Raw genomic sequence first — 22,146 nt, 5'->3', positions numbered from 1 at the left:
AAAAACCAGATCGGTAACCGTTTGCCCAAAAAGCGAATTTATATTCAATTCGTACCTTAATTGGCTTTTTGTGCTCATATTTATGCATAAAGCCAGAATTTATATTTTACAATATGGGTAGCATCGGCTAACCTGCGCACCAATCGCATAGGCGAATCTCAATTCCAGATGAGCCGGTTGGTCAGCGCCGCCGGTGTTCATCAGATAAAAATTACAAGGCAACACACATGCATAAGCACGCAACCGACGACAATCAGGTGAAAACCAGCAGAAACCTGATGCTGTTCTTGCTGCCCTCCCTGTTGGGGGTACTGCTCTTTATGACCCCGGTGATCTACGAAGAGGGGCTGACCATTCCCATCGCCATTCTGGCCAACGGCCTGAAAGCGGTGATTGGTGATGCGCTGCCCAACGTGGTCGCTGCCGTGGTGATCCTGATGGGCATCGCCACCACTGTGGTGAAGCTGCTCAAGCCCAAGTTCGTGACCGGCAATGGTTTTCTCAACAGCCTGTTGAATGTCAGCCCACTTTGGTTCATTACCCGCCTGGCTGGTGCCATCTTCGTGGCCATGGTGGTGACCAAAACCGGTCCTGAGATGATCATCAGCGGTGATACCGGCAGCTTTGTCTTTGGCGATCTGCTGCCCACCCTGTTTGCCGTGTTTATCTTCGCCGGACTGCTGCTGCCTCTGCTGACCCACTTTGGCCTGCTGGAGCTCATTGGCACGCTGCTGACCAAGATCATGCGTCCGGTATTCAATCTGCCTGGCCGCTCCGCCATTGACTGTCTCGCCTCCTGGCTGGGGGATGGCTCTGTGGGCATTCTGATGTCCAGCAAGCAGTATGAGGACAGGTTCTACACCCAGCGTGAAGCGGCAGTGATTGGCACCACCTTCTCGGCGGTGTCCATCAGCTTCTCTCTGGTGGTGATCGCTCAGGTTAAGTTGGAGCACCTGTTTGTGCCCTTCTACGCCACCATCTGTCTGGCGGGTGTCGTGGTGGCCATCATCGTGCCCCGTTTGCCGCCACTGAGCCGCAAGAAAGATCTGCTGATCGATGGCAGCACCCGCGCCGCCGATGCCGAGATGATCCCACAGGGTCACAGCGTCCTCTCCTACGGCTATCTGAACGCCTTGAAGACCGCCGATCGCATCGAAAACCCTCTGGATGTAGTGAAAGAGGGGATCAAAAACGCCGTGGATATGGTGTTTGGCATCCTGCCCGTGGTGATGGCCGTCGGTACCCTGGGCCTGGTTATCGCAGAGTACACGCCGCTGTTTGCCTGGATGGGCGCGCCCTTTGTGCCTCTGCTGGAGTTGTTGCAGATCCCCTTCGCCCAGGAAGCGTCAGAGACCATGGTGGTCGGTTTTGCGGATATGTTTATCCCCTCCATCATCGCCGCCGGCATCGACAACGAAATGACCCGCTTTGTGATTGCCGCGATGTCCGTGACTCAGCTTATCTACATGTCTGAGGTCGGCGCCCTGCTGCTGGGCAGCCGCATTCCAATCAATGTCTTTGAGCTGTTTGTTGTCTTCCTGCTCCGTACTCTGGTCTCTCTGCCGGTGATTGCCGGGATGGCACATCTGGTGTTCTGAGCACAGACATTTTGAAAAAGCCGGTGGAAACACCGGCTTTTTTTGTTTTTGTACCCTAGGGTCGCTTTGGTAAGGTGTGTAACGGACGCGCAGGTTGAATGACACAAACCATAAGAGATGCGTGCCGGGTTTAGCTGACAGGGTTCGCCGGCTGTCAGGCGAAAGTCAGCGACTTAAACCAAAACTTATTAAAATTATTAATACTACTTACTTTGGAGGCTAGGGATGTCCAATCGATCCTCATTGATCCTAGGCATCTCTCTTGCGGTAGCTATGGCCCTAGCAGCGGCCATTTTGAGTCAAGGGATACAGAAATTTAAGTTACTGGATCGCACCGTGGTGGTGAAGGGGCTGGCGGAGCAGGAGGTGGCGGCCAACATCGCCATCTGGCCGGTGAAGTTCTCCGCCGCCGACAATGATTTGTCTGAGGTGTACGACGCTCTGGAGCGCCAGGCAGAGCAGGTGAGGGCCTTTCTGTTGCTGCAGGGGTTCAGTGACGGGGAGATCACTTTGAGCACGCCCAGCGTCACCGACAAGCTGGCACAAAGCTATGGCCCCGAGAGCTCGCCGCTGAGGTACAGCGGCAGCATGACCCTGACCATCTACACCGACAAGGTGGATTTGGTCCTGGGGGGGCGTCAACAGCTGTTTACTCTGGCCAAGCAGGGAGTGAACCTTTCGTCGGAGGACTACAACGCACGCACCGAGTTTATGTTTACCGGCCTCAATGATCTCAAGCCCGCCATGATTGAGCAGGCCACCCGCAATGCCCGGGAGGTTGCTCAGCGCTTTGCAGAGGACTCGCAAAGCAAACTGGGTAAAATTCGCCGTGCACAACAGGGGATTTTCTCAATTCGTGACCGGGATTCAACAACACCACACCGTAAAAAAGTTAGAGTGGTGTCCACAGTTGAATACTATCTGGTCGATTAGGGGAGGGGAGCCATGAGAATTATTGTATTAGCATTCGTGCTGGCCCTGACCGGTTGCGCGTCCGCGCCCTATGTTCCGCAAACTCTGGATGCCCACAGGGTTGTGGAGGGGGTGAGTGCGGACGAGTTCGAGCTTTGCTTTAAGGTCCCTGTAGGCAAACATCTGGCGGGTCCAGTGGTGTCAACGGTGATCTACACCGATGAGATGGGTGAGGAGCAACAGGTGGTGCTCTCTATGGAGTACGCTTCTAAGAGCTACCTGCCCGCACTCAAAGGCATTCTGATGTTCCGTCATCCGGAGTATGAGTATCACTTTCGCCTGACCCCGCACTCCAAGCAGGTGTGGACCGAGCTGCAACAGCAATTGAGTCACACCGCCGGTCGGGCTGAACTCAAGCCCTACCCGGAAAATGGCATGTGGCACCATGAAGATGCCCCTCGGGCGGTGGCTGAGAACAAGGGGATGGAAGCCGGGCTCAAGCTCTGAGCCTTGCTGAAACCAAAAGAAACGCCGGGCATTGCCCGGCGTTTTTTTACTCATACCAACTGCAATTGGTATTTTATCGGTCGAAGCTCAGCCTCTGACCCACGGGTTCGGAGATCACCTCCTGACCGTCGTAGGCCTTGATGCCGCCGACCCAGGTGGCGGCAATGGTGGAGCGGAAGGTGTAGCCTTCGAACGGGCTCCATTGGCACTTGTAGAGCAGGTTGTCCTTGCTGACCGGATAGGGCTTCTCCAGATCAATCAACACCAGGTCGGCGTGGTAGCCCTCGCGCAGATAGCCACGCTCTTTCAGGTTGAAGCGCTCGGCCACCGCATGACTGGTTTTTTGAACCACCGACTCCAGGCTCAGCACACCATCATGGACATGCTCCAGCAGGGAGAGCAGGGCATGTTGCACCAGAGGAACGCCGGATGGCGCCTTGAAGTAGGTGTTCTGCTTCTCTTCCCAGGTGTGGGGGGCGTGGTCGGTGGCGATGACATCAATAACGTCGCGCTTGACCGCATCCAGCAACGCCTGACGGTCACGCTCGGTTTTCACCGAGGGGTTGCACTTGATCTGGGCTCCCAGGGTGTCGTAATCCCTGTCGCTGAAGAACAGGTGATGAACGCAGGCTTCGGCGGTGATGTTGGCCTTGGATAAGCTGTCCAGGCTCTTGTGGGCTTCAAACAGGGCCAGTTCGTCCGCCGTGGTGATGTGCAGTACGTGCAGGCGAGTGCCGTGGGCTTTAGCCAGCTCAATGGCCATCTTGGTGGATTTGATGCAGGCTTCCCGCGAGCGGATCTCCCCATGAAGCTTCATGGGCACCGCTTCCCCATACTTGGCTCTGGCGGCTTCCTCATTGGCATCGATCATCGGGGTGTCTTCGCAATGAGTGACCACAGGCACCTTGGCACTGGCAAAGATCGCCTCCAGGGTGTCGCGATTGTCCACCAGCATGTTGCCGGTAGAAGCCCCCATGAAGATCTTGATGCCACAGGCCGCCTGTGGGTCCAGGTTGCGAATGTCTTCCAGGTTGTCGTTGGTGGCGCCCAGGTAGAAGGCGTAGTTGGCCACGGACACCTCGGCGGCGCGGGCGTATTTGGCCTCCAGGGCGTCGGCGTTGGTGGTCTGTGGGTTGACGTTGGGCATCTCCATAAAGCTGGTGATGCCGCCGGCCACCGCCGCACGGGATTCGGAGAGGATATTGCCCTTATGGGTCAGACCGGGCTCGCGGAAGTGAACCTGATCATCAATCATGCCGGGGATAAGCAGTTTGCCTTGTGCTTCGACGATCTGCGCGCCTTGCGGTGCGTCGATCTCCGGGGCGATCTTCTGGATGCGACCGTCGGCGATCAGCAGATCGCCCTGTTGACGGATCCCTTCGTTCAGCAGGGTGGCGCGTTTAATCAGTGTGATACTCATGGGCCGCTCTTATGCTCTTGTTTGGGTACAGACGCCGCCTATAATAGCGGATTGGATCTCCCTTCGCCTATAAGGATGTGACATGTTCCGCAGTTTGAGCCTTGTTTTCTTTTCTCTTTTTACTCTTTCTCATGCGTCAGCCCTGGAACTGAGGGACCCTCTGACCCAGGGATCTCTGGTTCGGGCCAAGGTGGAACCGGGCAGTCAGGTCACCCTGAATGGCCAACCGGTTCGAGCCGATGTCGAGGGTAACCTGGTGTTTGGTTTTGGCCGGGATGCCGATCTGGAACACAAGGTGGTGGTGACGTCAGCCAGTGGTGAAGCCACCGAGTTTCCCCTTACCCTGACCAAACGCACCTATCGGATTCAGCGAATCGAAGGGATCGCCAAGCGGATCATGGAACCCAAGCCGGAAGACATAGCCCGCGCCCGTCAGGACAGCGCTCAGGTGAAGAAGGCCAGGGCGGTGGACTCGGGCCGTGTCGACTGGCAGCAGACTTTTATCTGGCCCCTGACCGGCCCCATCACCGGCGTCTATGGCAGCCAGAGGGTATACAATGGTGTGCCCAAGCGTCCCCACTTCGGTGTGGATGTGGCGGCGGCCACAGGCACCCGGGTGGTGGCGCCGGCGGACGGTGTCATCACCCTGGCGGTGCCAGATATGTTCTACTCGGGCGGCACCCTGATCATCGACCATGGCTATGGTGTCTCCTCCTCTTTTCTGCACCTGTCCCGCTTGCTGGTGAAGCCTGGGGATGAAGTACGCCAGGGGCAGGAGGTGGCGGAAGTCGGTGCCACAGGACGGGTCACCGGTCCCCACCTGGATTGGCGCATCAACTGGTTTGGGCAGCGTCTGGACCCTCAGTTGTTGGTCCCAGAAATGGCTGAAAATCCCTGATTTTTTTCTACAGATGTTACATCTTAGCGGTTGTGGCATCTGTGCTCTCCTGCTAGCATCCAAGATTCGGAGTAGCCAGTGAATCTATCTGGGCTCGGTGGCAATTCGGATTGATTTATTTCAACAAATTCGATGATGTTGCTCCGATAAACCTACCCTTACCCTGATTACACAAGGAGAGTGTGATGACTAATGAAGCACAGAAGCTATTGATTAAACTGGGCTTGGATGCGGACTTGGCCGAGCGTTTTGCTGTTTCTCCCGAGCTGGTATGCGAAGAGTTGAAGCTCGACCAGAATAGCCGCGACCAGATTCTTCAGCTGAGCGAAGATGGGGATGATGATAAGACCATTCCCTTCTCTACCACCTGGGTAACCTGGATTACTCTGCCCTCAATGGGTGCCGGTAAACAGGGCTGACCTAAGCGATTTTATTGGGGGAGTTGCTCCCCCAATATTCTGTTCCAGCGAGTGGACCATGCCATTGCAGCTTTTTTCTCTTCTTCTGACCCTTCTGATGTCGACCCTGGCCATTGCTGATGAGGCAGTAGCCCCCCCCGAACCCGGCTCGACCGAGGCGAAAATCGTGGAGCTGGAACAGATGTCCCGTCAGCAGCCAACTCTGGCACTGAAGCAGGCGGAGAAGTTGCTCGAACGCTTCAACTACCTAAAACCACAGCAGCTGTGCAAAACCCTGCAACTGGCGGCCTTAAGCCATCTCGGGCTGGGGGAGAACCACAATGCGCTTCGCCGTTCCAAGCGCGCAGCGGAGTGTGCCGAGGAGTTGGGGCTCTACGGTGAATTGGTGTACAACCTCAAATTGCAGGCCATCGCCTCCCACCATCTGATGGAGGAGGTAGAGGCCTTTGGACTTTATCTTAAGGCGCTGAAATACCTAGACAAGGTTGAAAACAATCAGCGTAAGGCCGACATTCTTATGTCGGTGGCCAATGTCTACATCAGCATTGGCGATCCGGAGCAGGCGCTGTTCTATGCGGAGCGGGCCAAGGCCACCTATCAAGGGGACCCCTCTTTCGATTGTCTGAACACCATGGTGGTCCTCAACATCCACCAGATGCGGGGCAATCGGGAGGAGATCGAATGGGCTCACGCCCTGGCCAATGAGGTCTGTCTGAATCTCGATAACATCTACATGGTGATTGCCGCCCTGATTCAGCAGGCCCAGGCCGACCTGGAGATCGGCAACAATGAGCGGGCGCTGACTCTTCTGAATCGCGCCTGGGAGATGCAGCTGAAGGGCAACATCGAACTTAATCTGGGCGCCTTGTTCTACAACAAGGCCAAGGTATTGGTGACCCTGGAGCGCTACCAGGAGGCACAACAGGTGATCGAAGAGTTCTTCGGCCGCTTCAGTGGTACCGAGACTCCGGCGATGCAGGAGAATTTTGAGTCTCTGCAGGCGGAAGTGGACCTGGCACTGGGGCGCTTCGAACAGGCGGCCAAGCATTATCGAAAAGCGCTGAAGGCACAGCAGGAAGCGGCCGAGAAGAACAACAACATCACCCTGGCTGTTCAGAAAATTCAGATGGATTCATTGCAACACCAGGCCCAGGTAAAAGAGGCCCAGGCGCTGCAGAAGGCCCATGAGGCGGAGTTGGAGGAGGAGCGGGCCCGCAGTAAGGGGTTCATCGCCGTCAGTGCCGCCATCGCCTTTGGCATTGTGGGCATGGCCCTGGTGAATCGTCGCATGGGGCGTAGTCGTAAGTTGTATAAAGATCTTGCCCATTTTGATGGCCTTACCGGATTGTTCAGTCGCTGGTTCTGGTTGCAAAGCGCCGAGCGCCGATGCGCCAGCCTCGATCCGGCCACCCCGGCGTCGGTCATTCTGCTGAGGATTGATGAGCTCAGAGGCCTGAACCTGGAGCATGGTTACAGTGTGGGGGACGGCGTGTTGCAGAGAGTGGCTGCCGAGATTAAGGCGATCAAGCCCGAGACCGCCATGCTGGGTCGTACCGGCGGAAATCAGATAGCCCTGCTGCTGCCAGACTTGTCGCGCCCCGCCGCGGCGACGCTGGCAGAGCAGATTCGCACTTGTATTGAATCATTGCCGACCGATGAGATGGATCTCAAACGGGGCATCACCGCCACCCTTGGGGTGTGTGGTTACAGTCGCCAGCGCGATCTGAGCGAGCTGGTGCTCAAGGCCGACAAGGCTTTGGATGAGGGCCGCCAAGGAGGCGGTAACCAAGTGTTTGTATTCGAGGGAAGCTAAAAGATGAAACAGGGACGTTTAGACATCGTAGGGCTGGGCATCAATATCCCCCGCCACACCACCATGTTCACCGAAAGCCTGATCCGCAATGCCGATAGGGTATTCCATCATGTCACTCACCCGGTGGCACAGGAGTACATGGACCAGCTTAACCCCAATAGCCACTCACTGCACCGCCATTACACGGAGCAGGAGGACAGGCCAAGGGCATACCACGCCATGGCCGATGAAGTGGTCAGCGCCGTGGCCGCCGGTGAGAGGGTGGTGATGGCCCTCTATGGTCATCCCCGCGTCTTTGCCGTGGTGCCCAAATTCTGTATTGAACAGCTGCAGGAGCTGGCTTTGCCGGTCACCATGCACCCGGGCATCGGCGCCGATGCCTGCATCTACGCCGACCTGAACCTGGATCCCGCCGAGCCGGGGATCTGTCACGTGGAAGCGAGTCAGTTTCTGTTCTACAAGCTGCAACCCATGCTTCAGTGCCACCTGGTGCTCTGGCAGGTCTCCATTGCCGGCGACACCACCTTCACCACCATTCAACGCAGTCAAAAACAGGAGCGTCAGAGGCTGGTGGACAAGCTCAGGCGCTGGTATCCGGCGGACCACCCTGTGTGTCTGTATGAAGCGGGCATCACGGCTCTGCATAAGGGACGCCAGGAGTGGATCGAGCTTAAGGACCTGGCCGAAGCCCATCTCAACCCCTGGACCACTGCCGTGCTTCGACCCTGCAAGGGGCTTGAGGTGGACGAGGAGTTTCTCGACCCGGATCAGCTGCAGAACTGATTCTCTGCTCGCCGCACCGAGAGATAAAAAAGCCCGGGAGTGACCCGGGCTTCTTTTGGGGTGAATCGAGCCGTGTCAGGCCTTGTGCTCGCCCATCTTCTCCAGCACCACCACCAGTACAAAGCCCAACACGGCACACGCCAGCGCCAGCATCAACTGGTTGGACTCTCCGGTGATCTGCTCAAACTGACTGGGCAGCAGGTTCTCCTGTAGCAGCGGCACCTGGTCACCCTTGGAGTTGGTGCGCCAGGTGAGGGTCTGCTTCCAGGGCCAGATTTTGCCCAGGGTACCGATCAGCAGACCGGTGAGAAACGCCAGCGTCTGGGTATGAAACGTGCGCAACAGGAAGGAGAGCACATGGGAGAAGCTCAGAAGCCCCAGCACGGTACCGCTCAGGAAGATGGCGATGATGACAAGATCGCGCTCGTTGACCGCGCCCAGAACCGGGCCGTAGAGGCCCAACAGCAGCAGGATAAAGCTACCGGAAATGCCAGGCAGGATCATGGCGCAGATGGCAATCATGCCACCCAGCAGGATGTTCACCGGTGTGGGGTCCAGCGCCAGGGGACTGGCCACTGAGATGAACCAGGCCAGGCCTACCCCCACCGCCAGGGAGACCATCTGAGCGGGCCCCCAGCGGCCAATCTGCTTGCCGATATGGAGAATGGACACCAGAATCAGTCCAAAGAAGAAACTCCAGATGGCGATCGGGTGGTCGGTGAGCAGATAGGAGATCACCTTGGCCAGACTGGCAATGGAGAGGCCAATGCCTGCCATCAGGGTGATCAGGAAGGTGGCATTGACGTGGGTCCAGGCCGCCTTGAAACCGTCCCGGCGGATCATGCCAATCAGCCTGGGGTTGATGCGGCGGATGCTCTCCAGCAGCAGATCATAGATGCCGGTGATAAAGGCGATGGTGCCGCCGGAAACGCCAGGCACCACATCGGCGGCGCCCATGGCCATCCCTTTCAGGAAGGTTTTAAAGTCCAATCTCATTAAGAACGCTGTATCTGATTGAGTTTGTCGGCATTATAGGGCGAGTATGTGGAAAAGTCGTGTATCGGGAGAGCGAAGAGGCCCATGAGTTTCGAAAGATTGATCGACAGGCGTCGAAGCGACAGCCTCAAGTGGCAAAAGTATCAGGGCGCAGACGTGCTGCCTCTGTGGGTGGCGGACATGGATTTCGCCATCCCGGCCGAGGTGACCCGGGCACTGAAGCAGAGGCTGGAGCACGACATCTTCGGTTATGGGGTGCTGTCCCAGAGCACCAAGCAGATCCTGTGTCGCTGGCTGGAGGAGCGCTGGCAGGTGCAGGCCACCCCGTCACAGCTGGTGACCCTGCCTGCGGTGGTGCCCGGTCTCAATTTTGCCATCGAAGCGATGGCGTGCACCGACATCGGCTTCTTTTCTCCTGTTTATCCACCGATCCGCCAGGTCGCCCAAAACCTGGGGATCCAAGGTCGGGCCTTCGAGATGCCTCTGCAAGGGGGGCGCTATCAGATGCCTCTGGAACAGATTGAACAGGCGGCCAAGGAGGGGATGCAGGCCCTGCTCCTGTGTAATCCCCACAACCCCGGAGGCACCATCTGGCGACAGCCTGAACTGGAGGCGCTGCTGGAGCTCGCCCGGCGTCATCAACTGTTGCTGGTGAGCGATGAGATCCATGGTGATCTGATTCTGCCCGGTCACCGTCATCACTCCCTTTCGGAGCTGGCTGGTGAAGAGGACGCGGTGATCACCCTGATCTCCGCCGGCAAGAGTTTCAACCTGGCGGGATTGCCCATCGCCTTCGCCCTGGTGAAACAAGCAGAGCTTCGTCGACGCCTCAAAGGCACCCTGGCAGGCCGCTGTGCCACTCACAACGTATTGGCGGCGGTCGCCATGGAAGCGGCGTTTGAAAGTTGTGCCCCCTGGCTGGAGGAGCTGACAAGCTATCTGGGAGAGAACTGGGGGCGAATTGAGTCGCGTCTGGGGGGCATCGAGGGGATCAGCCTGATGCAGCCGGAAGCCACCTACCTTGCCTGGATAGATTGCCGCGGCCTGGGGTGGGAGGAGGAGCCCTCCAAGGTGTTTACCCGGTATGGGGTGGGGCTGTCCTGTGGCAGCGAATTTGGTGCGCCGGGGTTTGTCAGGCTTAATTTTGCCTGTCCGGCACAGACTCTCGAACAGGCCCTGGACCGTATGGTCAGGGCGCTGTCAGAGTATAGGGATCACGCCTGAGGCGCGCGATGTCCTATCACTTCACGGATGTCGAAGGGGTGCAGCTTAATGGTCAGCGGCCCCTGTTTGAATGACACCGTAGGATTGGCCAACGGCTCGTCATCCGCCTTGGAACCACTGGTTTTCACCTCGATGTCCAGGGTGCCATCGGCGATCACCGGCCATTTGGCGGTCACGACGGGCAGCTTGCGCACCTCGGCCAGCATCTGTTCCGCTGTCTGGGCTCCGCAGGGCAGGACAAACTCGATATGCTCCCAGCCATCCGGGCGCTTGCGTCCATCGGGGAAGGGCAGCTCGATCACCTCCACGTCCCACTCACCCACTTTCATCGGATCATCCAGCTCAATCAGATAGATGGGTCGGCCGTTGATCACCTTATCCGAGATCACCTTACCGCGCTTGCGCAGGTGGTTCAGCAGGTGGTCTGCGTCCGATTTTTCCGTCACCCTCAAGGCGATATGGTCCACCGCCAGAGCCGCCTTAACCAGCCCAAGGCGGTTGGCGAACATGGTGATGTTGTGACCAAACTCAGGGAGTTTGGATAGCAGTTGTTCAATATTCATCGATGGCCGCCTGCTCTATGGTGTTGCCGTCCAAGTCCATGACAGTGAGAAGTGTACCATCAAAATGACCCAGGCTCGGGGCAAAGCCCCCTTTGGGCAGGGTAATGGAACCGGGGTTGAACATCAGTCGTTCCTCCTGCCAGCGGGCCATGGGGATGTGGGTGTGGCCGAAGCAGATGATGTCCCCGGTGGCCAGAGGCGGCAGCTTGCTGTCGTTCCAGAGGTGACCATGGGTAATGAAAGCCCGTTTTTTGCCCAGCAGCATGTTGGAGTAATCCGCCAACAAGGGAAAGCTGCAAAGCATCTGGTCTACTTCGCTGTCGCAGTTGCCGCGCACAGCCAGGATCCGCTCGGCATGCTGATTCAGCAGCTCGGCGACCCTGGGGGGATTGTAGCCCTCAGGCACCGGGTTTCGGGGGCCATGATTGAGGATGTCACCCAGCAGCACCAGGTGATGGCAATTCAGTTTGTCCGCCCATTCTAGAGCCTTCTCCAGGGCCGGCAGGCAACCGTGAATGTCAGAGATAAACAGCATCAGTGAGACTTCATTCTTGGTAGGGTTCATCGAGTGTAACTGCCCCCTGTTCACATGACCAGTCAAGAGCGGCTTAAGGGTTTCAGGCTGTGAACTCTTCGAACAATTTCGCTCAAAACTGCGGATTTTCTGCGTTTTCATTCCCCACAAGCTGGGGTAACGTCAAAGAACAACCCTAAAACTGAAGGGCGAGGAGGGAGCCTATGAGCAGTACCGATAAGCATCCACTGGATTCAGGACCACTGGAGGGCCGCGCCCAGGTGGATCAGGAGGTGACCAGTGGCGCCGTGGCCGATATGTGGCTCTGCCTGCTGACCAACCTGGAGCAGCATGAGGTGAATGCCCTGGGGGAGTGCAACATGGCTCTGGCCTTTGACCTTGAACTGGCGGTGAGGGTGGCCGAGCGGGAGAGCCAGCCGGTGGCCTCGGTGATGGGGGAGGTGCTGGCGTTCTACAATGACAAACTGGCGCTGTCACTGGACTGCGACGAGCTGGCCCCCAGGCTGGCAGTCAGTGCCAGCCGGCAACGGCGGGGGGGCTCCCAACTGCACTGATGCCTGGATCACCCCTTGAGTGCGCGCCACTAGCCATAAATCAGTGGCGGCGCTACGCTGTGATCCCCTGGCTTGTACGGTGCGCTGATGTTTCGCAGATTTTTGATTCCTATTCTGTTTTATCCACTGGCGCTAACGGCTGATCCCCTGCCTTCCCTGGCCGGTGAAGATCAGTTCGGCCAGCCCTGCGCACTGAGTGCTGATACCCGCCTGCTGCTGTTTTCCCACGATAAGGCGGGCTCCCACCTGGCCATGGAAGCCATTGAGCGCCTGTGGCCCGACGGGGATGCCCCCATGCAACTGGTGGTGGACACCCGGGATGTTCCCGGCTGGGTCATGAGCTGGTTTATGCTCCCTAAATTGCGCAGGCACAACACGCCACTGTGTCTGGATCAACAGGGGGTGATGACTCAGGCGCTGTCCCCGGACGAGGGACAGGTGCTGCTCATCGGCCTCGACAACCTGAACATCGAGAAGCGGGCCGGTTTTACCGTAGTTGATGCCCTGACCGAGGCCCTGGAGCGGATCCCCGGCGCCTGACAGGTTATAGTGTAAGTCACGGATTTTTTGCCAATGGAAGGATGTCGATGCGTATCGCTGTCTGTCTGCTGTTGATGAGCCTGTGGGGGAGTGGCGCCATGGCAAAAGAGCTGGTGGCCGCCGTCGAGCGGGTGCATCTTGGCCCAGGGGCCATCGACTTTATGGCCAGGGTGGATACCGGCGCCGCCATCTCCTCCCTCCATGCTACCGACGTGCGCCTATTGCAAAGCGGTAACCAGCAACAGGTACGATTCGTTACCGAAAACCATCTCGGTGAACAGCTGACCCTGACACTGCCTGTGGTGGACACCATGAGGGTACGTTCTGCCCAGGGCAGTGAGAGGCGTTATGTGGTGCTGCTGCCTGTGGGTTTTCGTGGCACCCAGAGGGCGATCAAGGTCAACCTCAAGAATCGAGGCCACATGGCCTATCGTCTGCTGCTGGGCCGGAACTGGCTCAGTGGTTATTACCTGGTGGATGTCGATCGGCCCACCTCCCCGGAGTAACCCTTGTCCTACCTGATATTTGTCACCCTGCTGTGGGCCTTCTCCTTTAGCCTGATTGGCCAGTTTCTGGCGGGCCAGGTCGATCCCTGGTTTTCCGTGTGGTTCCGGGTGCTGCTGGCGCTGGTGGTGATGCTGCCCTGGTTGAAGCTGCGCCACCTCAAACCCGCTCTATCCCTGAAGTTGCTGGCCATCGGCGCTTGTCAGTTGGGGGCCATGTACGCGTTTTACTATCACGCCTTCGAGTTTCTCTCGGTGGCCGAGGTGCTGCTGTTTACGGTACTCACCCCGGTTTACGTCACCCTGTGGTACGACTGGCTCTGTGGCCGCTTCTCTCCCTGGTACCTGTTGACTGCGGTGCTGGCGGTGGCCGGCGCGGTGGTGATCAAGTACACCGGCGTCGAGGATGACTTCCTGCTGGGCTTTTTGATCGTGCAAGGCGCCAACCTCTGCTTTGCCATCGGTCAGGCCAGTTACAAGTGGCTGATGGAGAGAGAGGGACACGATCTGCCACAGCACCAGGTTTTCGCCCTGTTCTATTTGGGCGCCTTTATGGTGGCCACTCCCGCTCTGCTGATCTTTGGCAATGTCGACAGGTTGCCTGTGACACCGGTTCAGTGGGGCGTGCTGCTGTGGCTGGGGGTGGTGGCCTCTGGGGCAGGTTACTTCCTGTGGAATAAGGGGGCGACCCAGGTCGATGCCGGGGCCCTGGCGGCGATGAATAACCTGCTGGTGCCTGCGGGCCTTGTGGTCAATCTGCTTATCTGGGAGCAGAATCCAGACTGGCCCAGGTTGCTGGCGGGCGGGGCGGTGATTCTGTTCTCCCTCTGGTTCAACGAGGCCTGGGTGAAACCCCGGGTGGAGGCGTCCTCCAGGGGGAGACTGACTGGATAGCCATCAACCTAGCTCGTTATGTAATCAATTGATTTTTCGCTGATAAAAACCTGATTGACCTCAGGTTACTTTCCTTCTCTTTTTGCATAGAGTAACTGCTCTGATCTTAGGGAGCGCACCTCATGCCGCAGAGTTTTCACTATCCGAAGAGCCCGGGAGATGTCCCCGACGGGCTGACTGAGGCCAACGCCAGGTACAGAGTGCAGGCCTGGCTGGCGATGACCGGTCTGCTGGGCTTCATCCTGGTCTATTTTGCCTTGGCGTTCTGCTTCGGGTTTATTGCCTATGGCAACGCCGTCTCATTCCTGTCCGGGGGCGGCCCCTTCGCTGCATTGATTGCTGCCATGGCTGCGCTGCTTACCCTGTTCATGGTCAAGTCCCTGTTTACCGTGCGTCGCTCATCCAGCATTGGTGGCGAGGAGGTGACGGCTGAGGATGAGCCGGTGCTGTTCGAGTTTTTGCATACACTGGCTGATGAGATAGGCGCGCCCAGGCCCCACAGGGTGTTCATCACCCCCGAGGTCAACGCGGCCGTTTTCTACGACCTGTCGTTGATCAACCTCATCTTCCCAACCAAGAAGAATCTGGTGATTGGCCTGGGTCTGGTGAATGTACTGAATCTGGGTGAGCTGAAGGCGGTACTGGCTCATGAGTTCGGCCATTTTGCCCAGGGCTCCATGGCGGTTGGCCGCTGGGTCTATGTGGCCCAACAGGTGATCGCCCACATGGTGGCGGTGCGAGACTGGCTGGATAAAGTGGTGAGATTCATCTCCAGGGTGGATCTTCGCGTCGCCTGGATTGGCTGGATCCTATCCCTGGTGATCTGGTCGATTCGCTCCCTCATGGACACCCTGTTCCGGGTGGTTGTGATCGCCGAACGTGCGCTCAGCAGGGAGATGGAGTTCAACGCCGATCTGGTGGCGGTGTCGGTGACCGGCAGTGATGCCCTGGTCAACGCCCTGTACAAGCTTCAGTCTGCCGACGAAGCCTGGCAGGAGACAGTGGATCTGGTGTCCAGTCAGGCGCGAAATGGCAAGCGCATCGATGATCTCTTCGATTTGCAGAGCCAGGCCGTTGCCGCCATTGGCCGGGTGCTGAATAACGCCGCTTACGGTTCGGTTCCTCTGCCTCAACGGGAGGATGCCAGCCAGCACCGGGTCTTCTCAAAGGAGATGGCCTTGCCTCCACAGATGTGGTCCACCCACCCGGCGAACCGGGATCGCGAGGACAATGCCAAGTCTCAGTATATTGCTGCAGAGATTGACGCCCGCTCAGCCTGGTCGGTGTTTGCGGATGCCCAAGCCCTGCGGGAGCGCATCAGTGATGGCCTCTATGTGGCAGACAAGATTGCCGAGTTGGAGGAGGTGGTGGCCGAACAGGTGCTGGCTCAGCGTTACGACCGCCCCGCGTTTTCACCGAAATACCGGGGCACCTACCTGGCGCGTACGCCCTTCAGAAGCTTCAGCAGCCTGGATGAGCTGTTTCAGACCGCATCAATTACCCAGGCGAATGACCAGGCGTTTGGCCTGCTCTACACGGATGCCATTGCCCGACAGCTTGAGTGCGCCCGCAAACTGGATGTTGAACGCCAAACTCTGCAGGCGCTGGCATCGGGCAATCTGGAGCCTTCTGGCGGCATCATTCGCTATCGAGGCAAAGAGATAACCCGCGATGAGATCCCCAAGGTGATGCTGCAGATTGCCAAGGAGCGCAATGAGGTGGAGTTCTCCCTCAAGCGTCACGATGCCAACTGCCGCCAGACACACCTGCTGGCGGCGCAGCAGCTGGATCCCGCCTGGCATGATTATCTGAAGAGCCTCAGTCAGTTGCTGCACTGTACCGATCACTTGCGGGCCGTTGCCCACAATGAGTTGGCACTGCTGACCAACACCTGGCAAGTGATCACCGCCGATGGTCAGATTGGTTATTTCGAGAAGCGGCGCATTCTGAAGGTGTGCGAGAAGATTCAGGCGAAGATGCGCGAGATTTCCCAGGTGGCACTGGCCATCGAGTTGCCGCCGACCGTCGCAGAGGTGGTTGGGGTTACCGACTGGGCGTCTCAATTCCCAGCCTTTACCCTGGGTGATGTGGATAAGGGCAACTGGCCTGATTGGTGCCAGGCGGCCTCGGAAGCCATAGAGGGTTATCATCAGGCGATGGGATTGATCTACTCCGCCGCCATAGATCGCCTGCTCGAAACTGAAGAGTTGGTGAAACAGCACTATTGCAGTGGCACACCGCTGCCCGAGGCGCCAGTGCCCGGTGGTGGCCCGGAGAGTTACCCCAACTTGTTGCCGGGAGATGAGCATGTGCTGCAGCGAAAACTGGACCTGTGGAACCGTTTCCAGTTGGCTCATGGCGCTGCCCCCACCTTGATGCGACTGATGGTCTCTCTGGCGGTCGTGGGTGGCACCATCTGGTGGGGGTTACAGGGTGGCGCCCTGTAAGTCAGGTCAATGAACGGCTGTGCATACGCTCTGCCAGCCGTTTGATTCTCAGCCCTGGATAACGTGGGTGTCCATGTAACTTGCTGGATAAAGTGGGTGTCCATGTAACTTATGTAACTTGTTAATTGTCGGACTTTCCCTGTATACCTACCTGAGTAAGGTCAAGAATTGAGCGGGGTCCGGGGACTCTGCAGGCTGTTAATTTCAGGGGAGAAGACGATGAAGGTCTCTGGGCAGTTTGATGTGACACTCGACCCCATGGACAGCTATGCAGAGGGCACGGCCGGAGCGGTGCTCGGACGGATGTCCATCGACAAGGTGTTTCATGGCGAGCTGTCGGCGGTCAGCCGTGGAGAGATGCTCAGCGTGATGACCCCGGTGAAGGGCTCGGCCGGTTACGTGGCCATTGAGCAGGTGGTGGGATCCCTCTCCGGTAAGCATGGCAGTTTTGTGTTGCAGCACTTTGGGGTGATGGCCGACGGCAGTGACCGCCTGATTCTGGAAGTGGTGCCCAACTCCGCCACCGGTGAACTGGCAGGATTATCCGGCAAGATGGCCATCCGCATCGATGAGGGTCAGCACTTCTACGATTTTGAGTTTGAGCAGTCCTAGCGATTTCATCTTTCATCCACTCTAAAGATGGGTGTCTCGATAAGGACATTTCGGTGAAGCCTCAGAAAGACGCGATGAGTTAAAGATAGAAGCTGAGCTCTCTGCGGAGAGCTCAGCTTAAAAAATGGACTAGCAGCGAACGATAAAATTGGTCTCTTTGCAGGTAGTCTCGCCATGAGCAGTTGCGCAAGAATTAGCAGTTTTAACCTCTAGACACACACCACCACCTCCAATAATTCCGGCGCCAGTGCCGCTACTACTGTCACTACCATCGCCACCACCGGATGAACCAGAACCTTCCTCATTTAATTTGGCTTGAGAGTCAATGAAATCTCTTAAGCAGCCCGAAATGAGAGTATTTGACAGATCTACAGTATTTCCATTAAACAGAAGGTTTACCTGGATGCCGTCAATAAAGGAAGCGCCTTGCATTAGCTTGTAGCTAACATTCAGATGGCGAGTTCCGCTTACGTTAAGCTCCCCGTTATACCGTGCTTCAAATACAAGGATATTATCTAAGCTGTTGCCGTATACCTGACTCATGAAGCTGCCCACTTCGTTGTGCTGGAGGCTGACTTGAATCCCGACGCCATCTTTCAGGATGGTCACTCCACCGCCAGTAAAACTTGTTTCTGAGAAATAATCGCCCCAAGAGCTATCACCCAGTTGCCCTTCTAGAGCTCGAGTTAAGCCTTGGTGAACCTGAGACTGACTTCTCTGGTCTTTGAAGTAGCTCACGGGGTGGTTATCACAGCCGCCTGCATCAGCAGATGTGGCTGAGTATGGCTTTCTCAGAATGGATGAGGTATTGAGCTTGTTAGATGAAAGAGAATTAATAGCCTCTCTAAAGTCAGAGTCAAGGGAGTAAAAATCCTCCAATAATGCTTGCTCTTTCGATGAAACACTCGATGTGGAGACGCTGACCTTGATGTCTGTAGAGTCGCCAAAGGTTCTCACATGAAATTTGTAAGCTGTGCGGGTAATGGGGTTGGCAACGATGATTGGTTTTTGGGTGGAGTCACAAACAAGGCTCGTACTACCAAACTCCATGGGAGAGTTGGGGTCTCCTTCCCAGCGACACTGGGGTGGGGGTGGGTACTTCTTTGCAATCTCTAGTGCTTTTGAGTAATCGCAGGTATCACAGGAATAGACCTCTATATTACTGGCCATAGAGGCAAACGAAATTAGCAATGTTAATAGTAGAGTTCTCATATACATAAGTCCTTTTAGTATCGAGTTGTCTGCATCCTTTCAGACTGAGAATCAAATTCAAAGTTACTTAGAGCTTCTAAGTGCGTCAAGAAATGGGGTGTTCGCGTTTGTGATTTTGCATTGTGATTGAACTGTTTTGATACTGTCTGTTGACGTTTCTCAATCCTATTAACTGCGAAAAGCCTTAGCAAGACACCCATCTTTAATAAAGCCCTAACAAGACACCCATCTTTAATGGTTGACCGAGTCGAGTTCCTAGTGAGGCGTTCAGGGCAGCAAAAAGGGGCCAGATGGCCCCTTTGTCGTTTTTGGGCGCTGGTGGTTTACCAGACGCGCAGGGCCAGCCCCTTCAGATAGAAACCTTCAGGGAATCCGCTGCCGATGGGGTGATCGGGGGATTGGCTGAGGCGCTCCAGGATCTGGGCGTCACGGCCGGCGTCCACTGCGGCATCGGCCACAATTTTCTGGAACAGGCTGGCATCCATCAGGCCGGAGCAGGAGTAGGTCAGCAAGGTGCCGCCGGGTTTGAGGATCTGCATCGCCACCATGTTGATGTCCTTGTAGCCGCGGCAGGCGCCAGGCAGTTGCGCCTTGTTGTCGGCGAACTTGGGCGGGTCCAGGATGATCACATCGAAGCTGCGCCCCTGCTCGCGGTACTCGCGCAGCAGCTTGAACACGTCCGCTTCGACAAATTCGGCACGGCTCAAATCCAGGTGGTTGATCTCGGCGTTCTGTTTCGCCAGGGCCAGCGCCGGAGCGGAGACGTCGGCGTTCACCACCTTGGCGGCGCCAGCTTTCAGGGCGTAGGTGCCAAAGCCACCGGTGTAGCTGAAACAGTTCAGCACCTCTTTGTCCTTGGCGTAACGGCTCGAGGCCAGACGATTGTCCCGCTGGTCCAGGTAGTAGCCGGTCTTGTGGCCGGTGACCACGTTGACCAGCAGCTTCAGGCCGTTCTCCTCGATGGCCATGGGTTGCTCGGGCAGTTCGCCCTTGAGCAGGCCTGAGGTGGGCTTGAGGCCCTCTTTTTTACGTACGTCCACATCGGAGCGCTCATAAATGGCGCACTGGGGGTAGAGCTCGGACAGCACCTCTACCAGGGTGTTGCGCCAGGCATCGGCGCCGGCCGACAGCAGTTGACACACCAGAACGTCGTTGAAGCGGTCGATGGTGATGCCGGGCAGGCCATCGGACTCGGCGGCTACCAGGCGGTAGCCTGTGTAGGATCCGGCATTGGGCAAGGCATCACGGCCCGCCTGGGCACGCTGGATGCGACTGCGCAGCAGGTCGGCGTCAACGGCTTCATCCTGATTGAAGGTCCATACCCGAACCCGGATCTGAGACTGTGGGGAGTAGGCGCCACGGCCCAGCCAGCGACCGTCGTGGGCGAAAACCTCCACGGTGTCACCCAGACCGGGCTTGCCATCGACTCTCTTAATCCCCTTGGAGAACACCCAGGGGTGGCGGCGCAGCAGGGATTTTTCCCGGCCTTTTACCAGAACAACGCTGTTTTGCATCACTTTGTCCAACTATTCGCAATTGGCGCGGATTGTAGGAGCTTGGGGCCGTTACGGCAAGGCCGAAGGTTGGGAAACCTTCGGCCTTGATGATTTGGCGTTGTTTCTCTCAGGCGAAACCAGAGAGGAGCGAGCCTGTATCAGCCCAGGCAGGGGGTATCGGTGCAGTGGTGCACCTCTACGGTCACGTGGGCCAGCTGCGGTACGTCGGCCAGCAGTTCCTTGTAGTAGGTGGGATCCTTGGGGTGGTGGGTTACCAGGCTGATGATGGCGGCGCTGTGATGGCCGGAAATGCGCCACAGGTGCAGATCGGCGACCCGGTTGTCGCAGTCCGCTTCGATGCGGCTTTTCACCTGGTCAGCCAAGTGATCATTGGGGCAGCGGTCCAGCAGAGTGGGGTAGGTGTCCTTAATCAGACCCCAACCCCAGCGGGTGATGATCACCGCACCGACGACCCCCATGATGGGATCCAGCCCGGGCATATCGAAGTAGCGGGCGGCCAGCAGGGCAAAGATGGCGGTGAGGGAGGTCAGGGCATCGGCGATCACGTGCAGGTAGGCTGCATAGAGGTTGTGATCGTGACTGTGACCATGGCTATGGCCATGACTGTGGCCGTGTTCGTGATCGTGGGAGTGCCCATGATCGTGATGATGGCCGTGACTGTGTCCATGGCTGTGGCCATGGTGGTGGTGATCGTCACCCTGATGCAGCAGGTAGGCACACACCACGTTGATCACCAGACCTATGATGGCCACGATCAGGGCGTTGTTGTAGTCGATGGCCACAGGCTCAATCAGGCGCCAGATGGACTCGATGGCCATCAGCATCGCCACCAGCACCAGGGCCACGGCGCTGGTAAAGCCCGCCAAAATGTTCACCTTGCCGGAACCGAAGCTATAGAGGGGGTCTTTGGCGGCCTTGCGGGCGAAGCTGTAGGCAAACAGGGTCAGGCCAAAGGCGGCGACGTGTGTGGCCATATGCCAGCCATCGGCCAGAAGGGCCATAGAGCCAGTGATGTAGCCGGTAACAATTTCGATCACCATCATGGCCGCGGTAATCAGTACCGCGTACAGGGTACGGCGCTCGTTCTTCTTCCGCTCCAGGGCGAAGCTGTGCTGGTGTTGCCAGCGTTCCAGGGAGTGACTGTGCATAGTAGTGATAATCAGTTTTATTATGGTTTGCTAATTTTAGTAGGAGCACAGTAGAAAAAACATGCGCTAAGTCATGTTATTAGCCCTGTAATTCTTGCGAGATTTTTTCGTCTGATTATTCCACCGCTTTACAGCGGCTCGGTCATGACGACAATAGGGGCCTCTGACGACAGGGAACAACAACTGAGTGACTGACATCAATTTCGACACCCGGGCATCCAAATTCGCCCGGAACATCTACAGCAGCAGCAAAGGGCGTATCCGCGAAGCGGTGGTGATGCGCGAACTGACCGACTATATGCTGTCCCGCTTTTCCCCGGGTACCCCGATTCTGGATGCGGGCGGTGGACAGGGACAGATTGCCCTTAAGCTGGCGGCTCTGGGTCACCCCATTACTCTGTGCGACCTGTCTACTGAGATGCTGGAACTGGCGGATGAAAGTGCCCAAAACCTGGGGTTGGCCGAGCAACTTCAGGTTATCCATGCGCCGATTCAGGATCTTGGAGAGCATCTGTCCGCACCGGTGCCCATCATCCTGTGTCATGCGGTGATGGAGTGGCTGGCTGAGCCCAAGGAAACTCTGTTGGGACTGGTGGAGCATCTGGCTCCCGGAGGCTGTCTGTCACTGATGTTCTTCAACTATCGGGGCATGGAGATTCACAATCTGGTGTCCGGCAACTTCGACAACCTGGGGCACACCATGGTCCATGGCAAGAAGAAGGTGAAACTGGCCCCCAAGCATGGGTTCGACAACCAGCAGGTAATAGACTGGCTGGAGCAGGCGGGCCTGGTGCTCGAACGACAAGTGGGGGTTCGGGTTATTCATGACTACCTGAGGGATAAATCGATGCAACAGGGCAAGTATGAGCAGTTGCTGGCCCTGGAGCTGGAGTACGCGCCACAGCCGGTGTACCGGGATATGGGGCGTTACACCCACCTTATCCTGAGGCGGCCCGGATGAGGGCTGGATCGGAACTTCTTTTATCTTTTTTGACAAAAGAGTGTTGAGAGTGCAATTTGTATCGCTGAATGTGAACAGTTCTCATCGGAG

General features: G+C 57.2%; 22 protein-coding genes. 15 read left to right on the top strand and 7 right to left on the bottom strand.

The features are described from left to right. The first annotated feature begins 227 nt into the window (after positions 1-227). From G505_RS0110865 to G505_RS0110855, 3 genes are all read left to right on the top strand, one after another. A complete protein-coding gene (locus G505_RS0110865) occupies positions 228-1,598 on the top strand; it encodes a YjiH family protein (RefSeq protein ID WP_035385327.1) in 1,371 nt (456 codons plus the stop codon). 225 nt (positions 1,599-1,823) lie between these two features. Further along, positions 1,824-2,531: an SIMPL domain-containing protein gene (locus tag G505_RS0110860; protein ID WP_028109576.1), complete on the top strand. Its 708-nt coding sequence runs from the start codon at positions 1,824-1,826 to the stop codon at positions 2,529-2,531. A 12-nt stretch (positions 2,532-2,543) separates the two neighbouring features. Then, a complete protein-coding gene (locus G505_RS0110855) occupies positions 2,544-3,017 on the top strand; it encodes a hypothetical protein (protein ID WP_157509178.1) in 474 nt (157 codons plus the stop codon). 73 nt (positions 3,018-3,090) lie between these two features. Here G505_RS0110855 and G505_RS0110850 read toward each other — a convergent pair whose 3' ends face one another. Next, the gene (locus G505_RS0110850; protein ID WP_028109574.1) at positions 3,091-4,437 is read right to left on the bottom strand and encodes a dihydroorotase; all 1,347 of its coding nucleotides are present in this window, start codon (positions 4,435-4,437) and stop codon (positions 3,091-3,093) included. A gap of 82 nt (positions 4,438-4,519) precedes the next feature. On the opposite strand from G505_RS0110850, the gene G505_RS0110845 reads away from it, so the two are divergent. The 4 genes from G505_RS0110845 (at position 4,520) to G505_RS0110830 (ending at position 8,350) form a co-directional block, all read left to right on the top strand. Beyond that, positions 4,520-5,335, top strand: a complete 816-nt coding sequence (locus G505_RS0110845) for a M23 family metallopeptidase (RefSeq protein ID WP_028109573.1) — start codon at positions 4,520-4,522, stop codon at positions 5,333-5,335. A 185-nt stretch (positions 5,336-5,520) separates the two neighbouring features. Then, on the top strand, positions 5,521-5,754 hold the full coding sequence (locus G505_RS0110840) for a hypothetical protein (RefSeq protein WP_028109572.1): 234 nt from the start codon (positions 5,521-5,523) through the stop codon (positions 5,752-5,754). Positions 5,755-5,851: 97 nt separating this feature from the next. Further along, the gene (locus tag G505_RS0110835) at positions 5,852-7,567 is read left to right on the top strand and encodes a diguanylate cyclase domain-containing protein (RefSeq protein ID WP_028109571.1); all 1,716 of its coding nucleotides are present in this window, start codon (positions 5,852-5,854) and stop codon (positions 7,565-7,567) included. Positions 7,568-7,570: 3 nt separating this feature from the next. After that, the gene (locus G505_RS0110830; RefSeq protein ID WP_028109570.1) at positions 7,571-8,350 is read left to right on the top strand and encodes an SAM-dependent methyltransferase; all 780 of its coding nucleotides are present in this window, start codon (positions 7,571-7,573) and stop codon (positions 8,348-8,350) included. A 75-nt stretch (positions 8,351-8,425) separates the two neighbouring features. Here G505_RS0110830 and G505_RS0110825 read toward each other — a convergent pair whose 3' ends face one another. Continuing rightward, positions 8,426-9,346: a polyprenyl-phosphate transporter gene (locus G505_RS0110825; RefSeq protein ID WP_211219965.1), complete on the bottom strand. Its 921-nt coding sequence runs from the start codon at positions 9,344-9,346 to the stop codon at positions 8,426-8,428. Positions 9,347-9,430: 84 nt separating this feature from the next. On the opposite strand from G505_RS0110825, the gene G505_RS0110820 reads away from it, so the two are divergent. Further along, entirely contained in the window at positions 9,431-10,570 is a 1,140-nt protein-coding gene (locus G505_RS0110820) for a MalY/PatB family protein (protein ID WP_035385326.1), read from the top strand. Here the strand turns inward: G505_RS0110820 and G505_RS0110815 are convergent. Both G505_RS0110815 and yfcE read right to left on the bottom strand, forming a co-directional pair. Next, on the bottom strand, positions 10,561-11,133 hold the full coding sequence (locus tag G505_RS0110815; RefSeq protein ID WP_028109567.1) for a VOC family protein: 573 nt from the start codon (positions 11,131-11,133) through the stop codon (positions 10,561-10,563). The genes G505_RS0110820 and G505_RS0110815 overlap by 10 nt on opposite strands. Further along, positions 11,123-11,698: a phosphodiesterase gene (gene yfcE, locus G505_RS0110810; RefSeq protein WP_245568364.1), complete on the bottom strand. Its 576-nt coding sequence runs from the start codon at positions 11,696-11,698 to the stop codon at positions 11,123-11,125. The genes G505_RS0110815 and yfcE overlap by 11 nt, the downstream gene beginning before the upstream one ends. A gap of 173 nt (positions 11,699-11,871) precedes the next feature. Between yfcE and G505_RS0110805 the strand changes: the two genes are divergently transcribed. The 6 genes from G505_RS0110805 to G505_RS0110780 all read left to right on the top strand — a co-directional run bounded on the left by G505_RS0110805 (position 11,872) and on the right by G505_RS0110780 (position 17,218). Continuing rightward, complete coding sequence (locus G505_RS0110805; RefSeq protein WP_028109565.1) at positions 11,872-12,222, top strand: hypothetical protein; 351 nt, start codon at positions 11,872-11,874, stop codon at positions 12,220-12,222. An 87-nt stretch (positions 12,223-12,309) separates the two neighbouring features. Continuing rightward, complete coding sequence (locus G505_RS0110800; protein ID WP_028109564.1) at positions 12,310-12,762, top strand: hypothetical protein; 453 nt, start codon at positions 12,310-12,312, stop codon at positions 12,760-12,762. 47 nt (positions 12,763-12,809) lie between these two features. Beyond that, positions 12,810-13,268: an ATP-dependent zinc protease family protein gene (locus G505_RS21325; RefSeq protein WP_051216086.1), complete on the top strand. Its 459-nt coding sequence runs from the start codon at positions 12,810-12,812 to the stop codon at positions 13,266-13,268. 3 nt (positions 13,269-13,271) lie between these two features. Continuing rightward, on the top strand, positions 13,272-14,159 hold the full coding sequence (locus tag G505_RS0110790) for a carboxylate/amino acid/amine transporter (protein WP_028109563.1): 888 nt from the start codon (positions 13,272-13,274) through the stop codon (positions 14,157-14,159). A 122-nt stretch (positions 14,160-14,281) separates the two neighbouring features. After that, positions 14,282-16,606, top strand: coding sequence for a M48 family metallopeptidase (locus G505_RS0110785; protein WP_028109562.1), 2,325 nt, complete (start codon positions 14,282-14,284; stop codon positions 16,604-16,606). Positions 16,607-16,825: 219 nt separating this feature from the next. Continuing rightward, entirely contained in the window at positions 16,826-17,218 is a 393-nt protein-coding gene (locus tag G505_RS0110780) for a DUF3224 domain-containing protein (RefSeq protein WP_028109561.1), read from the top strand. Between the two features lie 129 nt (positions 17,219-17,347). Here the strand turns inward: G505_RS0110780 and G505_RS0110775 are convergent, their stop codons facing one another. The 3 genes from G505_RS0110775 to dmeF form a co-directional block, all read right to left on the bottom strand. Further along, a complete protein-coding gene (locus G505_RS0110775; protein WP_028109560.1) occupies positions 17,348-18,268 on the bottom strand; it encodes a hypothetical protein in 921 nt (306 codons plus the stop codon). A 485-nt stretch (positions 18,269-18,753) separates the two neighbouring features. Beyond that, a complete protein-coding gene (locus tag G505_RS0110770) occupies positions 18,754-19,944 on the bottom strand; it encodes a class I SAM-dependent methyltransferase (protein WP_028109559.1) in 1,191 nt (396 codons plus the stop codon). A 140-nt stretch (positions 19,945-20,084) separates the two neighbouring features. Then, complete coding sequence (gene dmeF / locus G505_RS0110765) at positions 20,085-21,095, bottom strand: CDF family Co(II)/Ni(II) efflux transporter DmeF (protein ID WP_051216084.1); 1,011 nt, start codon at positions 21,093-21,095, stop codon at positions 20,085-20,087. A 187-nt stretch (positions 21,096-21,282) separates the two neighbouring features. Here dmeF and G505_RS0110760 point away from each other — a divergent pair, with 187 nt between their 5' ends. Beyond that, the gene (locus G505_RS0110760) at positions 21,283-22,056 is read left to right on the top strand and encodes a methyltransferase (RefSeq protein WP_028109557.1); all 774 of its coding nucleotides are present in this window, start codon (positions 21,283-21,285) and stop codon (positions 22,054-22,056) included. Positions 22,057-22,146 lie beyond the last annotated feature (90 nt).

The organism is Ferrimonas futtsuensis DSM 18154 (assembly GCF_000422645.1).
GTDB classification, from domain to species: domain Bacteria; phylum Pseudomonadota; class Gammaproteobacteria; order Enterobacterales; family Shewanellaceae; genus Ferrimonas; species Ferrimonas futtsuensis.
Note: the sequence above shows the minus strand (reverse complement) of the source record. Positions and strands in the feature narration are given on the sequence as shown.

Bases quoted from the DNA above. Each gene is read 5' to 3' on its own strand.
- G505_RS0110865 (WP_035385327.1), top strand. From the start codon at position 228: ATGCATAAGCACGCAACCGACGACAATCAGGTGAAAACCAGCAGAAAC.
- G505_RS0110860 (WP_028109576.1), top strand. From the start codon at position 1,824: ATGTCCAATCGATCCTCATTGATCCTAGGCATCTCTCTTGCGGTAGCT.
- G505_RS0110855 (WP_157509178.1), top strand. From the start codon at position 2,544: ATGAGAATTATTGTATTAGCATTCGTGCTGGCCCTGACCGGTTGCGCG.
- G505_RS0110850 (WP_028109574.1), bottom strand. From the start codon at position 4,437: ATGAGTATCACACTGATTAAACGCGCCACCCTGCTGAACGAAGGGATC.
- G505_RS0110845 (WP_028109573.1), top strand. From the start codon at position 4,520: ATGTTCCGCAGTTTGAGCCTTGTTTTCTTTTCTCTTTTTACTCTTTCT.
- G505_RS0110840 (WP_028109572.1), top strand. From the start codon at position 5,521: ATGACTAATGAAGCACAGAAGCTATTGATTAAACTGGGCTTGGATGCG.
- G505_RS0110835 (WP_028109571.1), top strand. From the start codon at position 5,852: ATGTCGACCCTGGCCATTGCTGATGAGGCAGTAGCCCCCCCCGAACCC.
- G505_RS0110830 (WP_028109570.1), top strand. From the start codon at position 7,571: ATGAAACAGGGACGTTTAGACATCGTAGGGCTGGGCATCAATATCCCC.
- G505_RS0110825 (WP_211219965.1), bottom strand. From the start codon at position 9,346: ATGAGATTGGACTTTAAAACCTTCCTGAAAGGGATGGCCATGGGCGCC.
- G505_RS0110820 (WP_035385326.1), top strand. From the start codon at position 9,431: ATGAGTTTCGAAAGATTGATCGACAGGCGTCGAAGCGACAGCCTCAAG.
- G505_RS0110815 (WP_028109567.1), bottom strand. From the start codon at position 11,133: ATGAATATTGAACAACTGCTATCCAAACTCCCTGAGTTTGGTCACAAC.
- yfcE (WP_245568364.1), bottom strand. From the start codon at position 11,698: ATGAACCCTACCAAGAATGAAGTCTCACTGATGCTGTTTATCTCTGAC.
- G505_RS0110805 (WP_028109565.1), top strand. From the start codon at position 11,872: ATGAGCAGTACCGATAAGCATCCACTGGATTCAGGACCACTGGAGGGC.
- G505_RS0110800 (WP_028109564.1), top strand. From the start codon at position 12,310: ATGTTTCGCAGATTTTTGATTCCTATTCTGTTTTATCCACTGGCGCTA.
- G505_RS21325 (WP_051216086.1), top strand. From the start codon at position 12,810: ATGCGTATCGCTGTCTGTCTGCTGTTGATGAGCCTGTGGGGGAGTGGC.
- G505_RS0110785 (WP_028109562.1), top strand. From the start codon at position 14,282: ATGCCGCAGAGTTTTCACTATCCGAAGAGCCCGGGAGATGTCCCCGAC.
- G505_RS0110780 (WP_028109561.1), top strand. From the start codon at position 16,826: ATGAAGGTCTCTGGGCAGTTTGATGTGACACTCGACCCCATGGACAGC.
- G505_RS0110775 (WP_028109560.1), bottom strand. From the start codon at position 18,268: ATGGAGTTTGGTAGTACGAGCCTTGTTTGTGACTCCACCCAAAAACCA.
- G505_RS0110770 (WP_028109559.1), bottom strand. From the start codon at position 19,944: ATGCAAAACAGCGTTGTTCTGGTAAAAGGCCGGGAAAAATCCCTGCTG.
- dmeF (WP_051216084.1), bottom strand. From the start codon at position 21,095: ATGCACAGTCACTCCCTGGAACGCTGGCAACACCAGCACAGCTTCGCC.